Origin of the sequence: Prevotella scopos JCM 17725 (genome assembly GCF_018127785.1) — a bacterium.
GTDB lineage: Bacteria > Bacteroidota > Bacteroidia > Bacteroidales > Bacteroidaceae > Prevotella > Prevotella scopos.
The window spans coordinates 599,483-624,880 of record NZ_CP072389.1; the positions used below are offsets into that span (position 1 = coordinate 599,483).

The 25,398-nt window shown below is 38.6% G+C and carries 21 protein-coding genes; 14 read left to right on the plus strand and 7 right to left on the minus strand.

All coding sequences use genetic code 11. The features are described 5' to 3' along the window. Window positions 1-128: 128 nt before the first annotated feature. The gene (locus J4856_RS02230) at window positions 129-839 is read right to left on the minus strand and encodes a glycoside hydrolase family 25 protein (RefSeq protein WP_025838577.1); all 711 of its coding nucleotides are present in this window, start codon (window positions 837-839) and stop codon (window positions 129-131) included. A gap of 168 nt (window positions 840-1,007) precedes the next feature. Here J4856_RS02230 and J4856_RS02235 point away from each other — a divergent pair, with 168 nt between their 5' ends. The 8 genes from J4856_RS02235 to J4856_RS02270 all read left to right on the plus strand — a co-directional run bounded on the left by J4856_RS02235 (window position 1,008) and on the right by J4856_RS02270 (window position 11,792). Then, entirely contained in the window at window positions 1,008-1,952 is a 945-nt protein-coding gene (locus tag J4856_RS02235) for a serine O-acetyltransferase (protein WP_025838575.1), read from the plus strand. 52 nt (window positions 1,953-2,004) lie between these two features. Then, on the plus strand, window positions 2,005-3,519 hold the full coding sequence (locus tag J4856_RS02240; protein WP_025838573.1) for a THUMP domain-containing class I SAM-dependent RNA methyltransferase: 1,515 nt from the start codon (window positions 2,005-2,007) through the stop codon (window positions 3,517-3,519). Further along, the gene (locus J4856_RS02245) at window positions 3,509-5,719 is read left to right on the plus strand and encodes a S9 family peptidase (RefSeq protein WP_065368042.1); all 2,211 of its coding nucleotides are present in this window, start codon (window positions 3,509-3,511) and stop codon (window positions 5,717-5,719) included. Before J4856_RS02240 ends, J4856_RS02245 begins: the two co-directional genes overlap by 11 nt. A 126-nt stretch (window positions 5,720-5,845) precedes the next feature. Next, window positions 5,846-7,114 carry a phosphoribosylamine--glycine ligase gene (purD, locus tag J4856_RS02250; RefSeq protein WP_025838571.1) on the plus strand — a complete coding sequence of 423 codons (1,269 nt, stop codon included), beginning with the start codon at window positions 5,846-5,848 and terminating at the stop codon, window positions 7,112-7,114. A gap of 78 nt (window positions 7,115-7,192) precedes the next feature. Then, complete coding sequence (locus tag J4856_RS02255; protein WP_065368043.1) at window positions 7,193-8,137, plus strand: hypothetical protein; 945 nt, start codon at window positions 7,193-7,195, stop codon at window positions 8,135-8,137. Next, window positions 8,110-8,562: a YqaA family protein gene (locus tag J4856_RS02260; RefSeq protein ID WP_025838570.1), complete on the plus strand. Its 453-nt coding sequence runs from the start codon at window positions 8,110-8,112 to the stop codon at window positions 8,560-8,562. The genes J4856_RS02255 and J4856_RS02260 overlap by 28 nt, the downstream gene beginning before the upstream one ends. 995 nt (window positions 8,563-9,557) lie before the next feature. Then, the gene (locus J4856_RS02265; RefSeq protein ID WP_065368044.1) at window positions 9,558-11,225 is read left to right on the plus strand and encodes a formate--tetrahydrofolate ligase; all 1,668 of its coding nucleotides are present in this window, start codon (window positions 9,558-9,560) and stop codon (window positions 11,223-11,225) included. A gap of 132 nt (window positions 11,226-11,357) precedes the next feature. Beyond that, window positions 11,358-11,792 (plus strand): hypothetical protein, encoded by a 435-nt coding sequence (locus J4856_RS02270; protein ID WP_065368045.1) that lies wholly within the window; start codon window positions 11,358-11,360, stop codon window positions 11,790-11,792. An 18-nt stretch (window positions 11,793-11,810) separates the two neighbouring features. On the opposite strand, the gene J4856_RS02275 is transcribed toward J4856_RS02270, so the two are convergent. Beyond that, window positions 11,811-12,602, minus strand: a complete 792-nt coding sequence (locus J4856_RS02275; RefSeq protein ID WP_065368046.1) for a glycoside hydrolase family 25 protein — start codon at window positions 12,600-12,602, stop codon at window positions 11,811-11,813. 373 nt (window positions 12,603-12,975) lie between these two features. On the opposite strand from J4856_RS02275, the gene J4856_RS02280 reads away from it, so the two are divergent. Further along, a complete protein-coding gene (locus J4856_RS02280) occupies window positions 12,976-13,398 on the plus strand; it encodes a hypothetical protein (protein ID WP_025838568.1) in 423 nt (140 codons plus the stop codon). 175 nt (window positions 13,399-13,573) lie between these two features. Further along, on the plus strand, window positions 13,574-14,254 hold the full coding sequence (locus tag J4856_RS02285; protein ID WP_025838566.1) for a GDSL-type esterase/lipase family protein: 681 nt from the start codon (window positions 13,574-13,576) through the stop codon (window positions 14,252-14,254). A 580-nt stretch (window positions 14,255-14,834) separates the two neighbouring features. Here J4856_RS02285 and J4856_RS02290 read toward each other — a convergent pair. The 3 genes from J4856_RS02290 to J4856_RS02300 form a co-directional block, all read right to left on the minus strand. Further along, window positions 14,835-15,644 (minus strand): SGNH/GDSL hydrolase family protein, encoded by an 810-nt coding sequence (locus tag J4856_RS02290; protein WP_025837263.1) that lies wholly within the window; start codon window positions 15,642-15,644, stop codon window positions 14,835-14,837. Window positions 15,645-15,650: 6 nt separating this feature from the next. Then, a complete protein-coding gene (locus J4856_RS02295) occupies window positions 15,651-16,622 on the minus strand; it encodes a bile acid:sodium symporter family protein (RefSeq protein WP_025837261.1) in 972 nt (323 codons plus the stop codon). Between the two features lie 251 nt (window positions 16,623-16,873). Next, window positions 16,874-17,716, minus strand: coding sequence for a hypothetical protein (locus J4856_RS02300; RefSeq protein WP_025837259.1), 843 nt, complete (start codon window positions 17,714-17,716; stop codon window positions 16,874-16,876). Window positions 17,717-17,997: 281 nt separating this feature from the next. On the opposite strand from J4856_RS02300, the gene J4856_RS02305 reads away from it, so the two are divergent. After that, on the plus strand, window positions 17,998-18,546 hold the full coding sequence (locus tag J4856_RS02305; RefSeq protein WP_025837257.1) for a glutathione peroxidase: 549 nt from the start codon (window positions 17,998-18,000) through the stop codon (window positions 18,544-18,546). Between the two features lie 132 nt (window positions 18,547-18,678). Here the strand turns inward: J4856_RS02305 and J4856_RS02310 are convergent, their stop codons facing one another. Further along, window positions 18,679-20,103, minus strand: a complete 1,425-nt coding sequence (locus J4856_RS02310; RefSeq protein ID WP_065368047.1) for a sodium:solute symporter — start codon at window positions 20,101-20,103, stop codon at window positions 18,679-18,681. 119 nt (window positions 20,104-20,222) lie between these two features. Between J4856_RS02310 and J4856_RS02315 the strand changes: the two genes are divergently transcribed. After that, complete coding sequence (locus J4856_RS02315) at window positions 20,223-21,584, plus strand: TrpB-like pyridoxal phosphate-dependent enzyme (RefSeq protein ID WP_025837254.1); 1,362 nt, start codon at window positions 20,223-20,225, stop codon at window positions 21,582-21,584. A 374-nt stretch (window positions 21,585-21,958) separates the two neighbouring features. Here J4856_RS02315 and coaW read toward each other — a convergent pair whose 3' ends face one another. Continuing rightward, window positions 21,959-22,789 carry a type II pantothenate kinase gene (gene coaW, locus J4856_RS02320; protein ID WP_025837253.1) on the minus strand — a complete coding sequence of 277 codons (831 nt, stop codon included), beginning with the start codon at window positions 22,787-22,789 and terminating at the stop codon, window positions 21,959-21,961. Between the two features lie 353 nt (window positions 22,790-23,142). On the opposite strand from coaW, the gene J4856_RS02325 reads away from it, so the two are divergent. Both J4856_RS02325 and J4856_RS02330 read left to right on the plus strand, forming a co-directional pair. Next, window positions 23,143-23,421, plus strand: a complete 279-nt coding sequence (locus J4856_RS02325) for an HU family DNA-binding protein (protein ID WP_025837251.1) — start codon at window positions 23,143-23,145, stop codon at window positions 23,419-23,421. Between the two features lie 318 nt (window positions 23,422-23,739). Continuing rightward, window positions 23,740-25,311 carry an Rne/Rng family ribonuclease gene (locus tag J4856_RS02330; protein WP_065368048.1) on the plus strand — a complete coding sequence of 524 codons (1,572 nt, stop codon included), beginning with the start codon at window positions 23,740-23,742 and terminating at the stop codon, window positions 25,309-25,311. The last annotated feature ends 87 nt before the right edge of the window (window positions 25,312-25,398 follow it).

Here is a 25,398-nt window from a genome sequence, read left to right on the forward strand (position 1 = left end):
CTGCTAAAAAGAGCAGATTTGGTGAGCTAAGTTTAACGAGTTACAAAAGTACAAATAAATTATTTGCTTAACATATCCTTTGTCGAGTTTATATTTCATTTGCAACTACCCTAAAGATTTGTAAATAACTACAGACGGATATCCGCAAGTGATGTGCCTGACATGAAACAATCGAGGTCAACATGTCCACGGATGCCACGTATTTTTCCACGATCAGAGTACTGCCAAATATTATGTCGCCCTACCCCTTTGATAGAAGGACGCACAGAACTATATCTGCTTAGGAAAAGGAAATGCTTATTAAAACGAGGACTAAGATGAGAATTGTAGAAGTTGACATGAGAATAAATAAGTGGTTTCTTGCCATACTTATTTTTTATCAATTTCGCAAATAAGGCGACGCTATCTTGAACTTGCTTCTTACTCCAACATTTCACTCCTTCTCGTTCTATGTCAATCATCGGAATCAAGTCTTGTTTGTGTCCTTTCATCGCTTGCTGAAAATTGCGAAATTGAGAACGAATTGACGTAAGGCATGAGAGGTAATGATATGAACCGCAACGCAAACCTTGTCGGTGCGCAGCCTTGATGTTACGTTCGTAGTTATTGTCTTTAACGCTTGTTCCTTGCGTTGCCTTGATATATACAAACCTAATATGTTTGTCTTTTGCCACTTCTTTCCAATCAATGTTTCCTTGATGATGCGACACATCAATACCATCATATTGACGTTTTACACTTTTAGAAGATTTATGTGAAGTTTTTGATGCATAAGCTATTACGCAAATAGCTGATAAAAGAATAATGTAAATGAAACGTTGAAATATATTGGATTTCATTATATATAAATTTGAAACATTTTGATTGAGATTCAACTAGAATCTATATTATCCTATTATTATGCTTGAAAAGCGCTGCAAAATTAGCATATTTTTCTTGAACAAACCCATAAAAATCCGATAATAATCATTATCTTTGCAACATAATTATATCTCGAAATAGCATCAATGAGTAAACAGGACATCACTCAGCAGCTCATACAAACGATTGATGAGCTTTCTGATTTAAACGCATTGCAAGGCATTTTTCATGAGCATCGTGATGGTGATCCATTGCCATCAGCTGTTGAATTAGAAGAGATTATAATGCTCTCACGTTCCATTCTTTTCCCTGGCTTTTTTGGTCGGTCGTCTGTTAATTGTGAGACGATTAAATACCAGATCGGCGTAAATATTGAACGACTTCAAAAACTGCTCTATAGGCAGATAATGGCTGGATTATGTTTCGACACAGATTGCCATTGTCCGCATGCAGAAAATACCCGTCGTTGTTTGAATGTGGAAGCCGAAAAAATAGTAGTTCGTGTCATAGCAAAGTTCCCGAAATTGCGTACTATACTCTCAACTGATATACAAGCAGCCTTTGATGGTGATCCTGCAGCTGCTAACATCGGTGAAGTTATCTCATGTTACCCAGCACTCAAAGCTGTAATAAACTATCGTTTGGCACATGAGTTAGCATTAGAGAATGTACCACTCATTCCTCGTATGATTACTGAGATGGCACATTCCGAGACAGGAATTGATATCCATCCCGCAGCAACCATTGGTTCACACTTCACCATTGACCATGGCACTGGTGTTGTCATAGGTGCTACTTGTATTATAGGCAATCATGTGAAACTCTATCAAGGTGTGACATTAGGAGCTAAAAGCTTCCCGCTCGACAAAGATGGCAAACCTATAAAAGGAATTGCACGTCACCCAATCTTAAAAGATTACGTCGTTGTTTATGCCAATGCAACCATTCTTGGACGTATAACCATTGGGAAAGGTTGTGTAATCGGAGCCAACGTGTGGGTTACACGAGACATGCGTCCACAGTCAAAGAAATACAAACAAAGTAAAACAGATATCCTCGATACCGACTTTGAATATGGTGATGGAATATAAACTTCCAAACCAAGAATCATTTAATATCGCAAATAAAATACTTAATACATAAATGCAAGAATTTGAACTCATCGCCAAAACCTTCATGGGTTTGGAACAAGTATTAGCAAAAGAGCTAACGCAGTTAGGTGCCAACAACGTACAGATAGGTCGCCGTATGGTTTCCTTCACTGGTGACAAGGAAATGATGTATCGTGCAAATTTCCAATTACACACAGCTATTCGTATCCTTAAACCTATCGCACACTTCAAGGCGAAGAGTGCTGAAGATATGTATGAGGAGGTGATGAAGATTGACTGGAGTAAGTATATTCTTCAAGGTAAGACCTTCTCTGTTGATTCAGTTGTTTATTCAGAAGAGTTCACAAATTCACGTTTTGTTACATACAAAGTAAAAGATGCTATCGTTGATCAGTTCCGTGAACGTACTGGCACTCGCCCAAACATCTCTGTCAGCAATCCAGATATTCGTTTGAATATTCATGTAGCAGAAGATGATGCAACACTGTCCTTGGACTCAAGTGGTGAGTCACTGCATCGTCGAGGCTATCGCCAAGAGAGCGTAGAAGCCCCATTGAACGAGGTCTTGGCTGCAGGAATGATTCTGATGACGGGCTGGAAAGGTGAGACAGACTTCATTGACCCTATGTGTGGTTCTGGTACATTACCTATTGAGGCGGCTCTTATCGCTCGTAACATTTCTCCAGGTGTATTCCGTAAGGAGTTTGCATTCGAGAAATGGCCTGATTTTGATCAGGAATTGTTCGACGCAATATATAATGATGATTCACAAGAACGTGAGTTCACACACCATATTTATGGTTACGATACTGATATGAAGGCTGTTAATACAGCTCGTATGAATGTTGCAGCAGCTGGTTTTTCTCGATATATAACTATCGAACAACAGGATTTCAAGGATTTCACACAACCAAAAGAAAAGAGTGTCATTGTGATGAATCCTCCTTACGGAGAGCGTATTTCTACACCCAACTTGCTGGGAACCTATAAGATGATCGGTGAACGATTGAAGCATCAGTTTATGGGAAATGAAGCTTGGATTTTGTCTTATCGCGAGGAGTGTTTCCGCCAGATAGGTTTAAAACCAAGTATTAAGATACCTGTATATAATGGCTCTTTAGAGTGTGAATTCCGTCGTTACCAGATGTTTGATGGTAAAATGAGTAACTTTAGACATGAAGGTGGTGTCGTAAAGACCGAAGAAGAAAAGCGTGAGATGGCTCAGAAACATCGTTTTAAGAAAGATCGTGAATTTAAGAAACGTCTTGATGAAAACGAGGAGAATGCAGAAGCTGATATTCGTTCATTTACTTTTCATAGCTTAGAACGTAACAAATTTAGTGGTGGTAAGTTCCGTGAAGAACGTGAGCGTCGTCCTCGTTTTGACAGAGATGTAGAAGACCGTAAACGTTCTTTCAGACGCGGAGACGATGATCGCAGACGTCCGTTCAGAGAGGATGATCATAAGTTTGGCGGTAAACGATATGATAAATCTAACAAGCGCGGAGGATTCCGTGGTAAAAACACATATAAAAATGAAGATTAAAACATTTATTGGTCTTGTGGGGTTTTGTGCCTTCACAGGACTTTTATGTCCTACTGAGAGTATGGCACAAAAGCAGTTTACACTTGAAGATTTGAACTTTGGTGGTAAGAACTTCTACAACATGCGCCCTGAGGCACGTTATCTTACGTGGTGGGGAGGGAATTTAGTTCGTCAAGATCTTAACAACTGTTCGTTGGTTGACCCAAAAACGGGTAAAGAGACGATACTCTTCACACTGGATGATATCAATAAATGGACGGGCTTATCAGCCTCAGATAAGGTTGTTCGTCATCTCTATGGTGCTGAGTTCCCATACGCTGACAGTCCTATTGTGATGATTCAGAATGGTAACGAGGACCTTTATGTTAACTTTAAGGAGCATAAATTAGAACAACGATTGAATCGCCCTGCAGGTCTTCAGGCTTATGATTGGAATAAAGTATCTGGTGCAACAGCTTTTGTAAAGGATTATCAATTATTCGTTACAGATGCTAAAGGAATTCAAAAGCAGTTGACAACAGATGGTTCTAAGAATATTGTTTATGGTCAGAGCGTACACCGAGATGAGTTTGGTATTAATGGTGGACTTTATTGGAGTCCTAGGGGAAATCGTCTAGCTTTCTATCGTATGGACCAAAGCATGGTTGCTGATTATCCTCTGATTGATGTTCCTGAGTTGGATTGGGAGCCTAAAAAGGGTGAGTCACGTGTTGCCAAGGCTGATATCATAAAATATCCTATGACAGGTGAAACTTCTCATAAAGTAACCGTGGGTGTATATGATCTTGCAAGCGGTAAGACCATGTATCTTCAGGCAGGTGACCCAACTGATCGTTATTTTACTAACATCGCATGGAGTCTTGATGAGAAGACTATCTACATGTTTGAACTTAACCGCGATCAGAATGACTGTCGATTGGTTTCTTATGATGCTGCAACGGGAGCTAAACTGAAGGAGCTTTATCGTGAGACGGACGCAAAATATGTGGAGCCATGTCATCCTATCCAGTTCTTACCATGGAACAGCAATGAGTTCATCATGCAGAGTCAGAAAGATGGTTATAATCATCTATATCTCTTTAACAAGGATGGACGACAGCTAAAGCAGATTACGAGTGGCAAATGGCTTGTGATGGATGTTCTCGGCTTCAATAATAAGCAGAAGAGTATTGTTTATGTCTCTAACGAGTGTAACCCTATTCAGCGCAATGCATGGATTGTAAATGTAGCTTCAGGAAAGCGCACACTTCTTGATAATGGTCGTGGTTATCACTATCCAAAATTAAGTCAAGATGGCAATGCTATTATGGATAGTTACAGTGAGCCATCTGTACCTCACAAATATGAAATTATTAGTTTAATTGGTAAGCCACAACGACATGATTACTTCACTTCTGCTAATCCTTGGGTAGGCTATACAGTTCCTGAATTTTCAAATGGTACGATAAAGGCTGCAGATGGTAAGACGGATCTTTATTGGCGCATGGTGAAGCCTGTCAACTTTGATCCTAATAAGAAGTATCCAACGATTATCTATGTATATGGAGGTCCTCATGCTCATAATGTTGAGGCATCATGGAACTGGGGATCACGTGGCTGGGAGACTTATATGGCACAGAAAGGCTATCTACTATTCATCCTAGACAACCGTGGTAGTGATAATCGCGGTAAGGACTTTGAGCAGGCTACATTCCGTCATCTTGGTCAAGAAGAAATGAAAGACCAGATGGAAGGTGTTAAATACTTAATGTCTCTTCCATACGTTGATCAGAATCGTATAGGTGTGCATGGATGGTCATTTGGTGGTTTCATGACTACTTCATTGATTACTAATTATCCTGACGTTTTTAAAGTTGGCGTTGCTGGTGGTCCTGTTATTGACTGGAAATGGTATGAGGCTATGTATGGTGAGCGTTATATGGATACTCCACAAACTAATCCAGAAGGATATGCTCAGACATCACTTCTAACAAAAGCAAAGAACCTCAAGGGTAAACTTCAGATTATCACAGGATTAAACGACCCTGTTGTTGTTCCTCAAAATTCTTATTCGTTCTTGAAGGCTTGTATAGCAGCTGGTACACAACCTGACTTTTTCGTTTATCCTGGTGAGCCACATAACATGCGAGGACATCAGAGTGTACACTTACATGAACGTATTACACAGTACTTTGAGGATTATCTTAAGCCTATCAAATAGCGTTTGTTTAATCATTTGAGCGTACGCTTTAACATTACTTTTTAATCGCATCTAACAATTAATAAATACCCACGTACAGTAAGTCTGTACCCCCTCCTTTCATAGGAGGGGCTTGGGCTAAGCTTTATGAGAATATTACTTTTAGGCAGTGGCGGTCGTGAACACGCCTTAGCATGGAAAATTGCACAGAGCGCAAAGTGTTGTAAACTCTTCATCGCACCTGGTAATGCTGGTACAAGTGCAGTTGGCGAGAATGTTGCGATTGGAGTGAACGACTTTAGTAAACTGAAGGACTTCGTTGTTGAAGAGAAGGTTGAGATGGTTGTTGTGGGTCCAGAAGACCCGTTGGTGAATGGGATTTATGACAGCTTTAAGGAAGATAGCCGCACAGCTAACATCCCGGTCATTGGTCCTTCAAAAGCTGGTGCAGTTCTGGAAGGCTCAAAGGACTTTGCCAAAGTTTTCATGAAACGCCATAACATTCCGACAGCTGCATACGAGACATTTGATGGTACAACAATTGAGCAGGGACTGAAATTTCTTGAAACCCTCAAGGCTCCTTATGTCTTAAAAGCTGATGGCTTGGCAGCTGGCAAGGGTGTTCTCATTCTTCCTACGCTTGAAGAAGCTAAGAAAGAATTGCGTGAAATGCTTGGAGGAATGTTTGGTAATGCTTCCGCTAAAGTTGTTATCGAAGAATTTCTGTCTGGTATAGAGTGTTCTGTATTTGTTCTTACAGATGGTACTCATTACAAGATATTACCAGAAGCAAAAGATTACAAGCGCATTGGTGAACATGATACAGGTTTGAATACTGGTGGTATGGGTAGTGTTACTCCCGTTCCATTTGCGACAAAGGAGTGGATGGCAAAGGTAGAAGATCGTATTATCCGTCCAACAATCAATGGGTTAAAGGCAGAGGGTATTGATTATAAAGGTTTCATCTTCTTTGGACTGATTAATGTTGCTGGTGAGCCAATGGTTATTGAGTACAACTGCCGTATGGGTGACCCAGAGACAGAGAGTGTCATGTTACGTTTAAAGAGTGATATAGTTGAACTTTTTGAAGGTGTTGCAGAAGGAAATCTCAATGAAAAACAGATTGAGTTTGACTCACGTTCTGCAGTATGTGTGATGCTTGTCAGTGGCGGCTATCCAGAGGAATATGTAAAAGGTTATCCAATCACAGGACTTGGCAAGGTTGAAGATTCTGTTATCTTCCATAGTGGTACAGCTTTGAAAGATGGTCAGGTTGTTACTGCAGGCGGTCGAGTAATCGCTGTGTCTTCTTATGGTGAGAATAAAGAAGAAGCACTTAGAAAGAGTTTCGCAGAAGCTCAGAAGATTGAATTTAAGGATAAATACTTTAGAAGAGATATAGGTCAAGACTTATAGATCGTGGCTCTTTAAAGTAAAGGAAATAGCTATTTTGTTCTGAAGAACCAATATGGCGATTTCCATATATCATTTATTATGCAACAAAAACGCATTCAAAATCGAATAGCAGAAAGCCGCTGGACACAAGCATACGTTGTCTCAGCGGCTGCTCTTGTATGGATTGCTGCAGGTTTTTATAATCATGCAGTGATAGTTCCGGGCATTTGCCTCTTGTTGTCAGGCTATCTTATGATGGAGTTGAATAATGCCAATGCACTTATTCGCATCTACAGTAGAATGGTTTCATGTTCATACTTGGTCTTTGCGACCATGGCTGTCTTCATGTTCCCCTCTATCCAAGCGGCTATTATCATGTTAGGCTTTGTCGGCTTTTATACCTTTGCTTTCCGATGCTATCAAGACACACATGCGCCAGGTTGGATTTTCTACGCCTTCTTTTGTATAGGAATGTCGAGTATTGTTTGGGTGCAAACACTCTACTTCCTACCTATTCTATGGATTGTTATGCGCACCAATATTCTTGCGATGAGTCCTCGCAATTTCGTTGCATCATTGCTTGGCATAATACTTCCTTATTGGTTTTATGCAGGATATCTTGCTGTTAAAGGAGACATAACAATACTCTTAAATCATTTTACAAAGATTGCGGTATTTGCTGAACCATTCAATTTTAAGTTATTGAATAGTTATCAAATCATAACATTATCATACGTGTTGACATGTGCTGTGATAGGTATATTCCATTTTATTAATCAGAAGCGTAATGACAACATACGCACACGATTGTTTTACCAAGTTTTCATATCTATTGATCTTGCAACAATCGTTTTTCTGATTCTCCAACCTCAGCACTATGATGCATTGCTGAGTATTATGATGGTTACAACAGCACCACTCATAGCACATTTCTTTGCACTGACACGTTCACGGATAACCAACTGGATATTCCTCATCCTTTCTTATTCTGCTCTTATCATTACTTTACTCAATTTATGGATTTTCTTACACAATTACTCGTAGATTATGGATATTGGGGAATGTTTCTATCAGCATTCCTAGCAGGAAGTTTCTTACCTTTTAGTAGCGAGGCTGTAATGCTTGCGTTGCTTGCTGCTGGAGTAGATCCAGTCTTATTACTTATTTATGGAAGTATTGGTAACGTCCTAGGTGGAATGTTTAATTATGGCCTTGGTAGATTAGGCAAGCTTGAATGGCTTGAGCGTTACTTCCATGTGAAGCAAGCATCCTTAGATAGAGCTTATCGTTTTATGGGTGGACGCGGTGCTTGGATGGGATTCTTTGCTTTTCTTCCAATTTTGGGTAGTGCGATAACTATTGTGCTCGGTCTCACACGTGCTAACATTGCCCTGTCAGTATTGAGTATTACAACTGGTAAAGTGCTGCGTTATGCAGTACTTATTTGGGGAGCAAACTTCCTTTTTTAGGTTGCCTGGTATTAGAAAGATAAAAGTATATCTTGTATTTAGAACTACAGAGTCATCGAACGCAATGAGCAAAGAACAATCTTACACAGACGTAAACCATCTTTTGTTGTATTGCTGATATTCTTTAATTTTGGTGCGGAGGCTTAGCACTAGTTGTGCGGAGGCTCAACACAAGTGGTGCGGAGGGTATGCACCACATGTGTGGAGAGCTAAACTAATCATGATACATTGATGACTTAGGATATATTGTGGGTAAACCATTGTAAAACAAAGGATAACTACTAAAGCTGCTTACTAGCCAGAATAGTGGTAAACAATACTCGTTAGATATATTTTTTAAAATTATCAGTTACTTGCATGCTATGGCACTATCGGTCTCTGCACTATAGGCTCCTCCATGATGTGTCGTTTAACTCTGTGTCTTCTATTCTCTGGATGCCAAATGATGTTTTGAGACTTGCGTTCATCACTTCATGTTTTGGAAAAGAAGAAGTCTATAACTATTAGCCGATTCTGTTTTACCAGATAACTCATAAATTTAAGTTCCTGTCACTCCTGTCATTTATTACAAGTGTTTAACTTATTATATTTCAGAAAGATGTGTGAAATGTTAAAAATGACAGCAACTTAAAATAAAACTAATCTTGTTTTTATGCGATATTTTTTTTCTTATTTTTGAATACTTGTTATTCCAAAATAAGAAAGTACTTTTTATCATTAACCTTTTGTATGCTTATTTCTCCACTTTTTTTCCTACTAAGCCCATCAAACCTAGTACGAAGATAAGGTAAAGATTATGCTAAAGTAGAAAGCATGATGATTTTATTATACCTTATTTATGTACCAATCGAGATCATTTTATCCAAACGATACCCCTTAGAACCTTATTTCTTTATCAAACGTTACTAAAAGCGAAAAACTTTCTTCCTAAGATGTGGTTATATTCAGATTTTATTTTTATCTTTGCGATTATTACTTTAAAAAAGAAAATAACTATGAAATCTGACATCGAAATTGCACGCTCATGTAAAATGAAGCCTATTGAGGAAGTAGCAGCAACGGTAGGAATTCCAGCTGATGCTTTAGAGAACTATGGTAAGTATATGGCGAAAGTTCCTCTTTCATTAATTAATGAAGAGAAGGTTGCCAACAATCGTCTTGTTCTTGTTAGTTCAATCTCCCCTACCCGAGCTGGTATCGGAAAGACGACTGTTAGTATTGGTTTATCAATGGCCTTAAATCGTATAGGTAAGCGTTCTGTCCTTGCCTTACGCGAACCTAGTCTAGGTCCTTGTTTCGGTATGAAAGGTGGAGCTGCAGGTGGTGGCTATGCTCAGGTTGTACCAATGGAGAAGATTAACCTTCATTTTACTGGTGACTTCCATGCCATTACGAGTGCACATGACATGATTGCAGCCTTGCTTGACAACTATATTTATCAGCACCGTAGTGAAGGTTTTGCATTAAAACAGGTTCTCTGGAAACGCGTCTTAGACGTGAATGATCGTAGCCTACGCAACATTGTTACAGGCTTAGGAGCTACAACAGATGGTTTGCCAACACAATCTGGCTTCGATATCACACCTGCTAGTGAGATTATGGCAGCACTATGTCTTGCTGATAGTGAAGAAGACCTTCGTCGTCGTATTGAGAATATGGTTTTAGGTATTACCTTTGATGATAAACCATTTAGAGTACGTGACCTTGGTGTTGCAGGAGCAATAACAGTTCTCTTATTGGATGCTATTAAACCAAACCTTGTTCAGACACTTGAAGGTACACCAGCCTTTGTTCATGGTGGTCCATTTGCTAACATAGCCCATGGCTGTAACAGTTTGGTTGCTACGAAGATGGCAATGTCGCTAAGTGATTATGCTATTACTGAAGCTGGTTTCGGTGCAGATCTCGGTGCAGAGAAGTTTATGGACATCAAGTGTCGTAAAGCAAATATACATCCTCGTGCCACTGTCCTTGTTTCTACTCTACGTGGTCTGAAGATGCATGGTGGACTTGTTGATGGTGCTTCACACGAACAGGAGCGTCAGGCACTTATTGATGGCTTTGCTAATCTTGATCGTCATGTTGAGAACATGCAGCGTTTTGGGCAGCCTGTGATTGTAACACTTAACAGATATGGCGACGATACAGAGGAAGAAATAGTTCTTCTCGCTGAACATTGTAAGACGTTGGGTGTTGGTTTTGCAGAAAACAACGTATTCTTGAAAGGCGGTGAAGGTGCTGAAGACTTAGCTCGTCTTGTTGTTGAAACGATTGATAAACATGGAGCAAAAGAAATCAACATGGTTTATTCAGATGATGATAGCATCGAAGATAAGGTAAACAAGATTGCCAAGAATATTTATGGCGCACACTCTGTGATCCTTCAGAAGTCAGCAAAGAATAAGCTTGCACGTATTAAAGCGTGGGGAATGGATCGTTTCCCTGTATGCATTGCTAAAACACAATTCTCATTCAGTGAAGATCCAAAACAAGTTGGCGTTGCTAAAAACTTTGATATTACCATACGCGACTTTGTTATCAATGGAGGTTCAGAGATGATTGTTGCTATTGTTGGCGAAATTATGCGTATGCCTGGTTTACCAAAGGTACCACAAGCTGAAAAAATTGATATCGTAAATGGTCAGATTGAAGGTTTGGCTTAATAACAATCAATGTTTTGATTAAATCTACACTTGTCTGGTTTTTCTGGAGTTACTAGAGAAACTAGACAAGTAAAACTTAAAACCAATGTTATTCTGATAGAATAAAACAATGGGGCTGTTAACTAAAATTATATGAAAAAAAAGACACTACTACTAATCATCTTTTCTGTCGTCCTTATTGGTGCAATTGCCTGGTGTGCCAACACTCCCTATCGTGAGGTAAATTTAAATGAGAACATACAAAGGATTAAGAATTCAAACACTTGTTTTTCTGTCCATGAGTTATATAAAGAAAAACCGTGGGACACAATGATTGTTGTAAAGCCTTATGATAGTCGTACAGCGTCTGATGAAAAAATAGATATGGGCTATGCTGGAGACAGGGAGGCTGTCCGTGATAATATTTTGTATGATAGTATCTGTACGCTTCTATTCCTTAAGAATAATAAACTAGTTGCGTTCACAAGCATATATCGTAATATAATTGACTTCAGTAATTTAAACAAACTATCCTATAAAAGTACAGAAAAAATATGTATCGTCAATAAGATAGCTGTTGATTGCTGATATGTTTGATATAGCCTATCATCTCGGGAACCTGAAGTCATCAACGGAAACACCTTTGCGTAATTGATTTACATCAACGTAAGTCCATATTCCGCGAACTCTTCCACGTTTACTTGATTGCCATATATCATATTTTGTATCAACTAGTTGTGGAGGTATGTTATAGTTTGCAATGAATAGATGATATCGATTAAACTCTGGATAAAGGTTCAGGTGATAATAAGCTTCATTAGTATAAATCATTGGAGAATGGCCCGTTCGTTCCTTAATAAGACGAATAAACTCGGCTAAATTCTTCTGAATAATTTCACGCGTCCAATTACGCGTACCATCTTTCTCAACATCGACTAGCAATAATAAATCCTGCTGATCAAGATCAATGTTAGCAAGGAAATTCTCCACTTGTCGTTCCATTGATGTTCTATAGGTCAAGAAATGATAAGAACCTGCTAATAAGCCTCTTTTCTTTGCCTCTTTTAAGTTTCGCTTATAGTATGGGTCAACAATAGAGCTACCCTCGGTCGCCTTAATATAAACAAAGCTAAGTTGTGAATTCTCCTCCATCAATTCATCCCAATGAATCCTACCTTGGTGCCGGGATATGTCAATTCCATCAAAGTCTTTAGTGTAAGGTCCCTTAGTCATATCTCGAAAAGGCCATTGATCACTATCCCCAGCACGACGTTTATGCCATGGCTTAAGATCAATGATAAGAACTACAATCAGTACTGCCAATGCTGCACCGACCCACCACCAAAAGTTGCTTTTATTACGCATTCTCTTCTTGCGCCTACGTCTATGCTTTATCATCCTTTCCTTAATGTGAGTGAACGTGAATGTTTTTAAAGAAAAATATTACGTAATATGACTAAAACAAGAGTTTTTTATTGATACAAAACTTTCACAAAGGTATATATTCTTTTTTAATTCCACAAATGGTACACCCCGCAAAAACATTGGGGTTCCATAAAGTTTGAACTACAAAAGTCTAACATTTTTCACACTAAGATTCATTCTTAACTTTATGATTTAAATATTAAAGTATTGTATATCAGGAATATTTTTTGTAACTTTGCAACGTTAACATGAAACTGAGGCGTGGTGGTAACTCATTCTCACATAGGAACACGCCGTAGAGGGTAGCTCTATTGACTTACTCTTCCAAGGTTTCGGAAAATTATTAATGATGAGAATTTTAAAAGTAGTAAGTATTTGTTTCTTAATGATTTTCGCTTCACATGTTGAAGTGTCAGCCAAAAAAAATGGTTTTGATTGGGAACCAGTAATGAGAGCAATCATTCAAATTGAAAGCAAGGGCAATCCTGCAGCCGTGAATGGTCCTTATGTTGGAGTTCTGCAGATTTCTCCAGTTTTAGTAAAAGAGTGTAATAACATTCTAAGAAGTACAGGTAGCACCAAGCGTTATTCACTTTCTGATCGCTTTAATGCAACAAAGTCAAAAGAGATGTTTGTAATCATCCAAGGTTTCTACAACCCTTTGAACAGTATAGAGAAGGCTATCCGTTTATGGAGCGGTGGTATTCGATATAACGTAGCAAAGACACAAGCATATTTAAGTAAAGTACTGCGTCACATGAGTAATTAAAAGCTACAATCATTTAAGAATCCTCTTATTTAAAAGTCCGGCTATCCTCTTCTTTTGGAATAGATAACCGGACTTTTCCTTTTTAATCTCGGTCTTTTTTCTTATTTTTGCAGTTCGAATCAATCAGATATATACTTTCATTCCTGATAATTTCCGTCTTTTATAAAGTATCTATATGAAGAAAAAAATATTACTTAGCCTCTTTTTCACACTTACTACCCTCTCAATTCATGCTCAAGATGTTACATATCATGGCTCAAAACATTACAGAATCAAAGTGAATCAGTTCAAACAAGAGGGTCCATTACCCGATAATGCTATTGTCATGTTAGGAGATAGTCATTCTGAATATGGAAAGGACTGGAATCGTTTCTTTCCTAATGCGAGAAAGATTATCAACAGAGGCATAATTGGTGATGATAGTCGAGGTATCTCGAAACGCTTAGATCAGATTTTACCTTATCACCCCAGCAAAATATTCTTTGAATGTGGGACAAATGATTTAAGTCATGGGTGGTCTGTTGAACGTTCTTTTCAAGGTATCATTAGTATCATTGATACGATTCTAAAAACATGTCCAAACACTAAACTTTATGTACAAAGTCTTCTTCCTTTTAATGAGAATGTAGGTGTATGGAAACTACTTAAAGGTAAGGAGGATATGATAATTCAACTAAATGAGAGATTAAAGGACTATTGCAAACATAAGAAACTTGTTTTTATCGATCTATATCATCCTCTTTTAGGAACACAAGCTAAGACAATGCATCCTGCCTATTGTCGCGACGGATTGCATCTTACGAATAAAGGTTATGAGGTATGGGCGAACACCATTCATTCTTATATCAATGAATAAATTCAGAACTTCTTCCCTTTGAAGACTAATAATTCATATCGATACTAACAAAGAAGATGTTTCTTAACAGGTATCACTATTATCATTTATAATCTCTTCAACAACAGAAAGAATTGATTGCTTAGAAACAAGAAAAGAGATTATAGCCTAAGATTTAAAGATATTGGTGTCCGATAAAACTTTTGAGGAGTTATCTGTATTAGATAAAATAGACTTAAACTTATGATTTCATTAATTTATTTGGTTATTATAAGGCTTCCCTTGTCAAAATAAGCACATTTTATAATGCTTACAGTTTAAAACTGAAAACCAAGCCCATGGATAAGTAAAACGGCTGCAACACCGATGGGTAAAGAGATACAGAACTTTCAGTTTATTTTTATCGGACAGCAATAATTTAAAGATTACTTAATGTTAGTAGGGTATTAGTTTTTCGAAACTAATACCCTACTAATATCTCATCGTATTTTTATTCCTTGCATACGATCCATAAGCAACTGCGGGTCTTGACGGAACTCGAGATTTAGAACCAAAGACATTTGAAAGCATAGATAAAGGAGATGGTTTTCAAATATCAATACTATCTACGACCATGATAGTTCATGCCATGTTTCTCATCATGCTTGAAACGTGTAGTGAAGTCGGGCTTATCCATCTCTATCGGATTAGCATTCAACTCCGGCTCACCCATCCACTCTACAATCTTATCAACCCATAGAGCAGCTCCCTGACGCGTTGGATGTATGCCATCTGCACGTGAAGCAATAACTGAACTACTATCGAAAAAGCGACCTTCACCCGTACAGTCACGTATTACATCAACGATGGTTCTATCCTTTATCTTCTTCCAAGGGAGAGGTCCAATCCACACGTATGGTATTGTACCCACACGACTCAGGATCGTTTGGATTGCTGTTTCTCTTCTACTATAATCTTTATAACCTAAGTCATTGGTACCTAAACTAATAATAATATATGTAGGACGTAACTTTTCTATCTGATATTGAAGGTCGGCAGCTATTGCCCAATCACGTGTTGTACTACCATACCACACGATTGAATGAAACTTAAAACCATTTTTTACTGCATAGTCATTAAATCGTGCGCCAAGCCCATCAGCCATAGAATCTCCAATTAGAAGCACTACTTGGTCACGACTTTCTGCTACCTGTGCCACTCGGGTTGTCGAGGTAGGCAGCGGTTCCATTGCCATCTCTTCTACTGAAGCTGAAGCTGTTTGAGATTTAGCAGCTACTGGCATTGCATCTGGCTCTACTGATTTAGCTGATTCAACATCATGCTCGTTAATTCCATTAGCATCCTGCGCTGAAACTGCAGGTGACAAGAGGGAAAGAAATAGTAATACTATAAAATACTTCATTGTTCTCACAATTATTTATTTTTTGCGTTGAATGGTGTGGTCATACCGCCATATCTCTACGCTGTTAATAATATTCTGCCACAAGATGTAGCAGCCTGGCCCCATAGTTGACAATGGATTCAGATAAGTGTAGGCTATCCAGATAGCAAAAGCAGTATTCTTCTGCCCTAAAGCCTGTCCCGCATTTATCGTACTGCAGAAGAAATGACCAATATATCTGCCAAAGGCAAATTGTATCAAGCAAAGCACTAAGGCCAATATTGCTATCAACAAAAGGAAGCTAACAGCTACCTCAGCATGAACAATATTCTTTATTGTTGTGCCTGAAACGATAAGTAATGAACATCCCCAAAGATAATAACTAAGGTTGTTCACACTGATAACCCACTGATAGAACCTACATAAAGCGTGCCAATGTTTAGTTATATAGGCCAAAATCATCGGTACTACCAATACCAGACACACCTTATAAAGAATTGCAACAAAGGCACTCCAGAAAGTTATATCCGCTTCAGCATCAAGCAAGGGAAAGCAGACAGGTATCAACAAGGCACATAGAAAGTTGGAGAGGAAGGTATAAGTTGTCATTTCCTCAAGGTTTCCACCTAACTTCTGTGTAACCACTGCGGCTGCAGAGGCACAAGGACAAATAATACAAGTGAGTAAAGCTTCAAGCAATATGAGCGATTCACCTGTGACATGAAAAAACAGAATTGCCCCAATAATAACCGCAACCATTAGCACTTGAGAGAGTGCTATCCAAAGATGCCAACCCACTGGAATCAACTTACGGAAATCTACCTTGCAGAAGGTAACGTATAAGACGAGGAACATAAACAATGGAAGAGCTGCGTCAAGGATAGGAGCAAAAAAACTTGCTACGCCATCCAAGGCTGGAATAAAGGCAAAAACAAGATATAAAAAGCTACCTGTAGCTATTGCCACCGGCAGTGTCCACTCCTTGAGAAATTGTATGATTCTCCTCATCTTCTATCATCAAATCATGAAGTTTCTCTCCCCTTTTCAGGGGGAGAATAGGTTGCAAAGTTACGAAAAAAGACTGAAAATCAGCAATATAATTCTAAAAACGTAAATATGATTAAGACTAATTCAGTATTTATGTTGACTAAATATAGTCTTTAGATGACAATTTATTAAAAGAAAAATCCCACCAACTTTGTTGTTGGTGGGAACCATTTAAATGATCTATGAAGCAATAGAAAAGCAATTAGCTTTTGTTATCTCTTACGTAAGCCATTTACTGCGCCGGCAGTAGTCTTCTCATAATCATTTTCCTTAGCAGAACCGAAGGAAGCTGTACTTGAAGCTCTTGTCAATGCATTCTCTGCCTTTGCATTTGCTGGTCTCTGACGAGCAAGGTCAAAACGCAGAACATCAGTTGTGTTTGTACTACGTGCTACACCAAAGAAGGTATCATAACCCTTTGATTCATCATATCCTAAATGGAAGCTATCATTAACAGAATTTGCATCAAGAATGAAGATAGTTGTACTCTTTGAGTACTTTATTTCAATACTTCCATTATCCAAGACTTTCCAAGAGAAGTCCAATGTCTGCGTATTGCCTCTTGCATCTGTGTCAATCTCAACACCATTTCCTTGTAATGAATTAGCAGATGATCTATACTGGAAGAACTTCATATTCGCATGGAAAGAGCTACGCTTACGCTCACCAGTATTATCATCCGTGTACTCGTTAGTCATATCACCAGCCCATTCACCAGTTAGTGTTTGTGCCTCCTGTGCAAGTCTGCTCAACTGTTCATTCTGGTCCTGACGATAATTATAGTTCCAGTTATAATAGCTATTACTTCCTACTGCATTCATGAAATCATAGAACTCTGAGGTTGTTGCTTCAGGGTAATAAAAATAAAACCAGTTATAAGCTGTATAATAGCTTGAACCATTTGGATACTTAGCGAGATAATTATGTACCGCTTCATTTACCAAACTATTGTTGTAATAATCATTTTCGCCCCAATAGTCATCATCACAACTTGTCAATGTAAAGGGACTCGCAACAATTGCAAGTGCCAAGAATAATTTAGTAATTCGTTTCATATTCATAACTATTTAAATTTTTATACTCTCTTAATTATCTGATGCAAAAATAAAGAAATTATAAGATGTTAATTGCGTAAATATACTATTTGAATATAGGGAAATCCCTATTAAAGAAGATTGTCCTCACAAATCATCAACTTAATTGAGTGAACTTCAACAATCTATTACAATTGAAAGTGAATACTAAAAATCTCCTAAACAATGAAGGAAGAAACAAATAAAATTTGTACATTTGCATCATACAAATAAACTATATAAAGAGAAGATAAGAAACAGAAATGAGAACAGTTTATGAATTCACTGTCAAAGACAGAAAAGGTAAAGCATTTTCACTTAAAGAGTTTTCTAATGAAGTGCTGCTGATTGTAAATACAGCTACAAAATGTGGCTTTACACCAACCTATGAGGAATTGGAAGCACTCTATGAGAAGTACCATGCACAAGGTTTTGAAGTACTTGATTTCCCTTGCAACCAATTTGGACAGCAGGCACCAGGTACAGATGAAAGTATCCATGAGTTCTGCAAACTTACATACGGCACAAAATTCCCACGTTTCAAGAAAGTTAAGGTGAATGGCGAAGATGCTGACCCTCTCTTCAAGTTCTTAAAGGAACAGAAGGGCTTCGCAGGTTGGGATGAGTCACATAAGCTCTACCCTATCCTTGACAAGATGCTTTCTGAGGCTGACCCCAATTACAAAGAGAGCTCAGATATCAAATGGAACTTCACCAAGTTCTTAATCAATAAAAAAGGTCAGGTAGTGGCACGCTTTGAACCAACTGAGAGCATTGAGAATATATCAAAACAGATTGAGGCATTACTATAGAATAGATTTCTTGCAACAATTTTCATCTACAAAAGACGCAAGCTATTTATGAGTTTACAGATAAAAAAGATAAAAGGCAAAGGGTTAACGCTCTTTGCCTTTTATCTTTTATCAGTTCTATACTATACCACCTTAGCTATTTCTTCTTGCGGAAAGTAAGTAGCAGGCTGCAAATGTAATCAATCCATTTAACATCAACAACTCATAACCAAACTTGTAACCTGTAGTCTTGAAAACAATTGTGTCTAAAGCAAAACAAATCAGTGGACTCCCTACTGCAATATAAGGCGTCAACCTATCATACACTGTTCGCTTTGTGAGCATGCCAAATGCAAAAAGACCTAAGAGCGGTCCGTAGGTATAAGACGCGATAGTATAAATTGCATCGATCAGACTTGTTGAGTTGACATAACGGAAAATAAGGATAAATAAAATAAACACTATGGATACGCCTATATGTGCTTGTTTGCGTAACTTTTCATCCTTTGGACGATTACAGATATCTACACAATAAGTTGTTGTTAAGGCTGTTAAGGCCGAGTCTGCACTAGAGAAGCAAGCTGCTACAATACCTATCGTAAACAGAATAACAACCAATGTACCCAACTGTCTGCCTGCAACAGCCTGTAACATAAGATTGTCTGGCACGTCAGGCAAGGCTTGTCCAATACTATTGAAATACATCATTAACAGTACACCCAAGGATAAAAAGAGTAAATTTGCAGGTACAAAGGCAAAGCCATAGGTACACATATCCTTCTGTGCCTCACGCAAAGTCTTACAAGTAAGGTTCTTTTGCATCATATCTTGGTCCAATCCCGTCATAACAATGACAATGAAGATACCACTGAGGAACTGTTTCCAAAAGTTCTGCTTTGATACCCAGTCATCAAATACAAAAATACGAGAATGGCTGTCATTTACTATTGCTTGAACAGCTTCCGGAAGAGACATGCCCAATGTATCGATAACCTTATATATAATCAGAATAAGTGCAAGGAGCATACAAAGGGTCTGAAAGGTGTCTGTCAAAACAAGTGTACGAATTCCTCCTCGACGCGTGTAGAACCAAATAAGTGCCACAAGAGCCACAACCGTAAAAGGAAAAGGAATGCCATAAGCATCTAACACAAAACGTTGAAGTATCATGCAAACAACATAGAAGCGAACCGCAGAACCTGTCATTTTAGACAATAAGAAGAAAGAAGCGCCCGTCTTATAGCTATAATTACCTAAACGTGTTTGTAAATAAGAGTAGATGGTTGTCAACTTCAAGCGATAATAAACAGGAAGTAACAGATATGCAACAGCAAAATAACCAAGAACAAAACCTAAACATGTCTGCATATAGGTCATATCGCTCAACAGTACCATACCTGGAACACTAACGAAAGTAACGCCAGAGATACTGGCACCAATCATTCCGAAGGCAACAAGATACCAAGGTGACTGCCGGTTTGCACGAAAGAAAGCATCGTTGTCAGCTTTATGTCCCGTTATTCTACTTATTAATAATAAGATGCAAAAATATGCAAGAATAGTAGCGATTATTATCATAATGGCAGCAAAATTACGAAAAATATTATCATTTCATGCAATTAAGAAATCTTATTTTGTAACTTTGTAGAATATCATCTTTCAAGAAACATTCATCCATTGTATAATTGAGTAACGGTATGGCACAACAGAAAAGATTTATACTTGACGAAAAAGATATCCCTACCCAGTGGTATAATATTCAGGCAGACATGCCAACGAAACCTCTTCCTCCACTCCACCCTGGTACGCATAAACCATTGAAAGCAAAAGATCTGGCTGAAATATTCAGTTTAGAATGTTCCAAACAAGAGCTTGATACAGAGCATGCTTGGATAGATATTCCAGAAGAAGTGTTGGATATGTATAAATATTATCGTTCCACACCGCTCGTTCGTGCGTATGCGTTGGAGAAAGCATTAGATACCCCTGCACATATTTATTTCAAGAATGAAAGTGTAAACCCACTTGGCTCACATAAGGTCAATTCTGCCATCCCTCAATGTTATTACTGTAAAAAAGAAGGTGTAACAAACGTTACAACTGAGACAGGAGCAGGTCAATGGGGAGCTGCCTTATCATATGCAGCTAAAGTATATGGACTTGAGGCTGCAGTTTATCAGGTAAAGATATCTATGCAACAGAAGCCTTATCGTTCAATGATAATGAGGACTTTTGGAGCCATGGTAGAAGGTTCTCCATCAATGTCAACACGTGCAGGAAAGGATATCGTTACACGCGACCCAATACATCTGGGTTCGTTGGGAACAGCTATCTCAGAGGCTATTGAGTTGGCAAGGACCACACCTAATTGTAAGTACACCTTAGGTTCAGTACTCAATCACGTTGCATTGCACCAAACGATTATAGGTTTGGAAGCAGAAAAGCAAATGGAAATGGCTGAAGAATATCCCGATAAGGTGATTGCCTGCTTTGGTGGTGGTAGTAATTTCGGTGGTATTGCATTTCCATTTATGCGCCACAATATCCTTGAAGGAAAGAATACAGAGTTTATCGCAGCAGAGCCAAACAGCTGTCCAAAACTGACACGTGGTAAGTTTGAATACGACTTCGGTGATGAAGCGGGTTACACTCCATTGTTACCGATGTTCACGCTTGGCCATGATTTCAAGCCTGCAAATATCCATGCAGGGGGGTTACGCTATCATGGTGCAGGCGTTATTGTGAGTCAGCTGCTAAAGGATGGCTATATGACTGGAATGGATATACCACAATTGGAAAGTTTTGAAGCTGGTATTCTTTTCTCTCGTACAGAAGGAGTCATCCCTGCACCCGAAAGCTGTCATGCTATTGCTGCAGCTATTCGAGAAGCAAAGAAGGCAAAGGAAATAGGAAAAGAAGATGTTATCCTCTTCTGTCTTTCTGGTCATGGACTCATTGACATGACTGCTTATGACACTTATATTAATGGTGACTTGAGAAACTATACGATTTCTGATGAAGAAATCGAGAAGAATCTTGGTACTGTTCCAAAGGTGTGAAGGCTAGGCGATTACACCTACACTTATAATGCTATAAAATTAAAGCCACTTTGTAGATAACGCTACAAAGTGGCTGTTTATATGGTTCTATAACGAATCGTGTCGGTTGTGTATTGATATTCCACCGGTTTGGTGCGGGTGCTTAGCACATGTCGTGCGGGTGCTTAGCACCAATGGTGCGGATGGTATGCACCACATGTGCTAAGGATTAACACCATTGCTGTATATGAAAGGGTAGGAATTAAATGTGCGTCAAGCGTATTAAAACTAAGGTCAATTTGGAGTTGTGTTTAGTTTTTTGACAATATTTTTAGGCTCTATAACGAATTACCCACACAATTCGTTATTGAGCTGTTTATATTTAATGAGAAGATTTACATCAACTCAATTTTATCTGCTTGTAAAGCCGCACCAATGGCCGTACAATATTCTGAATTCTTTGGAATGATAAACCGTACATCATATATCTTCTCCATCACAGGAAAAAGAAGCTCACATTGAGGCAGTAAACTAAGATTACCAATGAGTACAAAGTCGCGGATATCACTATTCAAAGCACTTAGTATTGTTGCCGAACCAATAGATTGTAACACCAAGCCAATCAATCCTAAGGCTATATCCTCACGACTTGCATTAGCCTGTGCGTTGGCAAAAAGGGATGCCGTAGCATTCAGAGGCAAACCAGGAAGTGGACTAGTTGAGATATCTTTAATCTGAAGGTTAATACGAGAAATATCTCCCTTATTGGCTAAAGCAATAATTTCACTGAAATTATCGGTCTGCAGAAGTAAACGTGAAAGACCACTCAACGTACCGCCACCAATACCAATACCACCAATATGACGCACCTCGTTACCATCACAAAGCACAAGAGACGTACCTGTCCCCATCGAGACAACTATCATACGTTGCAGTTTCGACTCAAATTGAGCACCTAAGCCATCAGCCAAGAACTCATCTGCCTTAGCCGTTGGAAGATCATAGACAGGCTTGTTAATATAGTGAGCACCTACGCCTGTAAGCATAACACGATCAACGTCAGTTAATTCAATCCTATTATCATATAGATATTTTCCAAAAGCTCCATACAAGGACGTTACTGGATCTGTAGCCTTGATACGCAAAGGTTTTATTACCTTTCCTTCTTTAATTCCAACTATCTTTGTTGTTGAAATACCAACATCAATACCAATGGAAATTTTCATACACCTTATATATTTATAGAGGTTTTATTAAATTTACTTGCAAAGTGAAGCAGAAATAATCAAGAGATGTAAGCTGTCATATCAAGCAATCGAAGCAACAAAGTCTATTCTATATAAGTGCTGGCATGATAGTCAAAACCTTAGTAACCTCGTTAATTTCATTACACTAAACAAGCATAGAACATAACTTATGATGCCGCAAAGATACGAAAAACCTTAGAGTTTAGAACATATACTGAGATATTTTACAAAAAAGACACAAAAATATTTCTCTATAAAGCTGAAAATGAGTATCTTTGCATTCCGTTATAACGAGAGTATAAGAAATAAACATCAATAAAGAACAAAACAAAATGACGAAAGCAGATATCATCAATGAGATAGCAACGTCCACAGGTATTGCCAAAAAAGACGTTTCAGCTGTGGTTGAGTCTTTTATGGAAGCTATTAAAGACAGTTTGTTGGATAAGAAAGAGAACGTTTACCTTCGTGGTTTCGGTAGCTTCATTATTAAGCATCGTGCAGAAAAGACAGCTCGTAATATCTCAAAGAATACGACGATTACTATTCCTGCTCACGATTTCCCAAGCTTCAAGCCAGCAAAGACCTTCATCGAGGATATGAAGAAATAAAATATACATAAATTCAATAACAATTTAAAACAATTTAAAGCTATGCCAAACGGAAAGAAGAAAAAGGGACACAAGATGGCTACGCACAAGCGTAAAAAGAGATTAAGAAAGAACAGACATAAGAGCAAGTAAGCCCCAAGGCTGAAAGACTTTATAACTGACTTTCAAAATATGGCGGGGCGTGTCATCGCAAAAAACTTCTCTTCCCTGGAAGTGCGACGGCAGGTTCCGCATTTTTATTTTACCTATATGTATCTTTTAGAATGGTTCATGATAACTTATATAATTACTAAAAGATAGATATAACAAACGAAGAAGATGACAAGCGAAGTAATTATTGATGCCCAACCGAAAGAAATTTCGATAGCGCTACTCGAGGACAAACGACTGGTTGAATACCAGCGTGAGCCAAGAGAAGCTAGTTTCTCGGTTGGAAACATCTACGTGGCAAAAGTTAAAAAACTGATGCCGGGGCTTAATGCCTGCTTTGTAGATGTAGGTTATGAGCGTGACGCCTTTCTTCATTATCTTGACTTAGGGAGCCAATTCAACTCCTATGCGAAGTATCTGAAACAGGTTCAGAGTGATCGTAAGAAACTTTATCCCATTCAGAAAGCTACCCGCCTACCCGACTTGCAAAAGGACGGAACAATTCAAAACACATTGCAAGTAGGACAAGAGGTGATGGTACAGATTGTCAAAGAACCCATTTCCACCAAAGGACCTCGCCTTACAGGCGAAATATCATTCGCTGGCAGATTCCTGGTGCTTATACCTTTTGGGCATAAAGTTAGCGTTTCCTCTAAAATCAAAAGCGGAGAAGAACGTGCACGTCTTAAACAACTCATACAAAGTATTACACCAAAAAATTTCGGTGTAATTGTCCGTACTGTAGCTGAAGGAAAACGTGTTGCTGAGCTTGACGCTGAGATGAAAGTCCTTCTGAGCCGATGGAATGAAGCAATCACAAAACTGCAGAAGACACAGGAACGTCCTCAACTTGTTTTTGAGGAGACAGGACGCGCTGTTGCTATGTTACGTGATCTCTTCAATCCGACCTACGAAAACATCTATGTCAACGATGACGAGATTTGTACTGCCGTTCGACACTATGTCTCTCTAATAGCCCCTGAAAAGGCGGGCATCGTGAAGAAATACAATGGCAAAGTACCTATCTTCGACAACTTTGACGTTACGAAGCAAATCAAATCTAGCTTTGGTAAGACTATTAATTATGGTCATGGCTGCTACCTCATCATAGAACACACAGAGGCTATGCACGTTGTAGATGTGAATAGTGGAAACAGAACGAAAGAGAAAGCACAGGAACAGAATGCGCTTGACACCAACCTTGGTGCTGCTGATGAGTTATCCCGACAGCTTCGATTGCGTGATATGGGTGGAATTATTGTCGTTGACTTTATCGACATGAATCTTGCTGAAGACCGCCAGATGCTGTACGAGCGCATGTGCAAGAATATGCAGAAGGACCGTGCACGTCACAATATCCTTCCTTTGAGCAAGTTCGGACTAATGCAGATTACCCGTCAGCGTGTACGCCCAGTAATGGATGTGGATGTAGATGAAAACTGTCCAACCTGTTTCGGTACTGGTAAGGTTCGTTCAAGTATTCTTTTCACTGATCAACTCGAACGTAAGATTGACCGCTTGGTTAACAAGGTTGGCGTAAAGAAATTCTATTTGCACGTTCATCCATATGTTGCAGCTTACATTAACAAGGGCTTCATTTCCATGAAACGAAAATGGCAAATGAAGTATGGTTTAGGTGTTAATATTATTCCTTCACAGAAACTTGCCTTTTTGCAGTATGAATTCTATGATGCAAAACAGCAGTTTATTGATATGAAGGAACAGAACGACAAATCCTGAATAGACTTCTAAGTCGTTTAATAAACGAAAGGTTTACAACTATTTGAATCCGCTACTATTAACACAAGTAGCGGATTTCTTGTATAA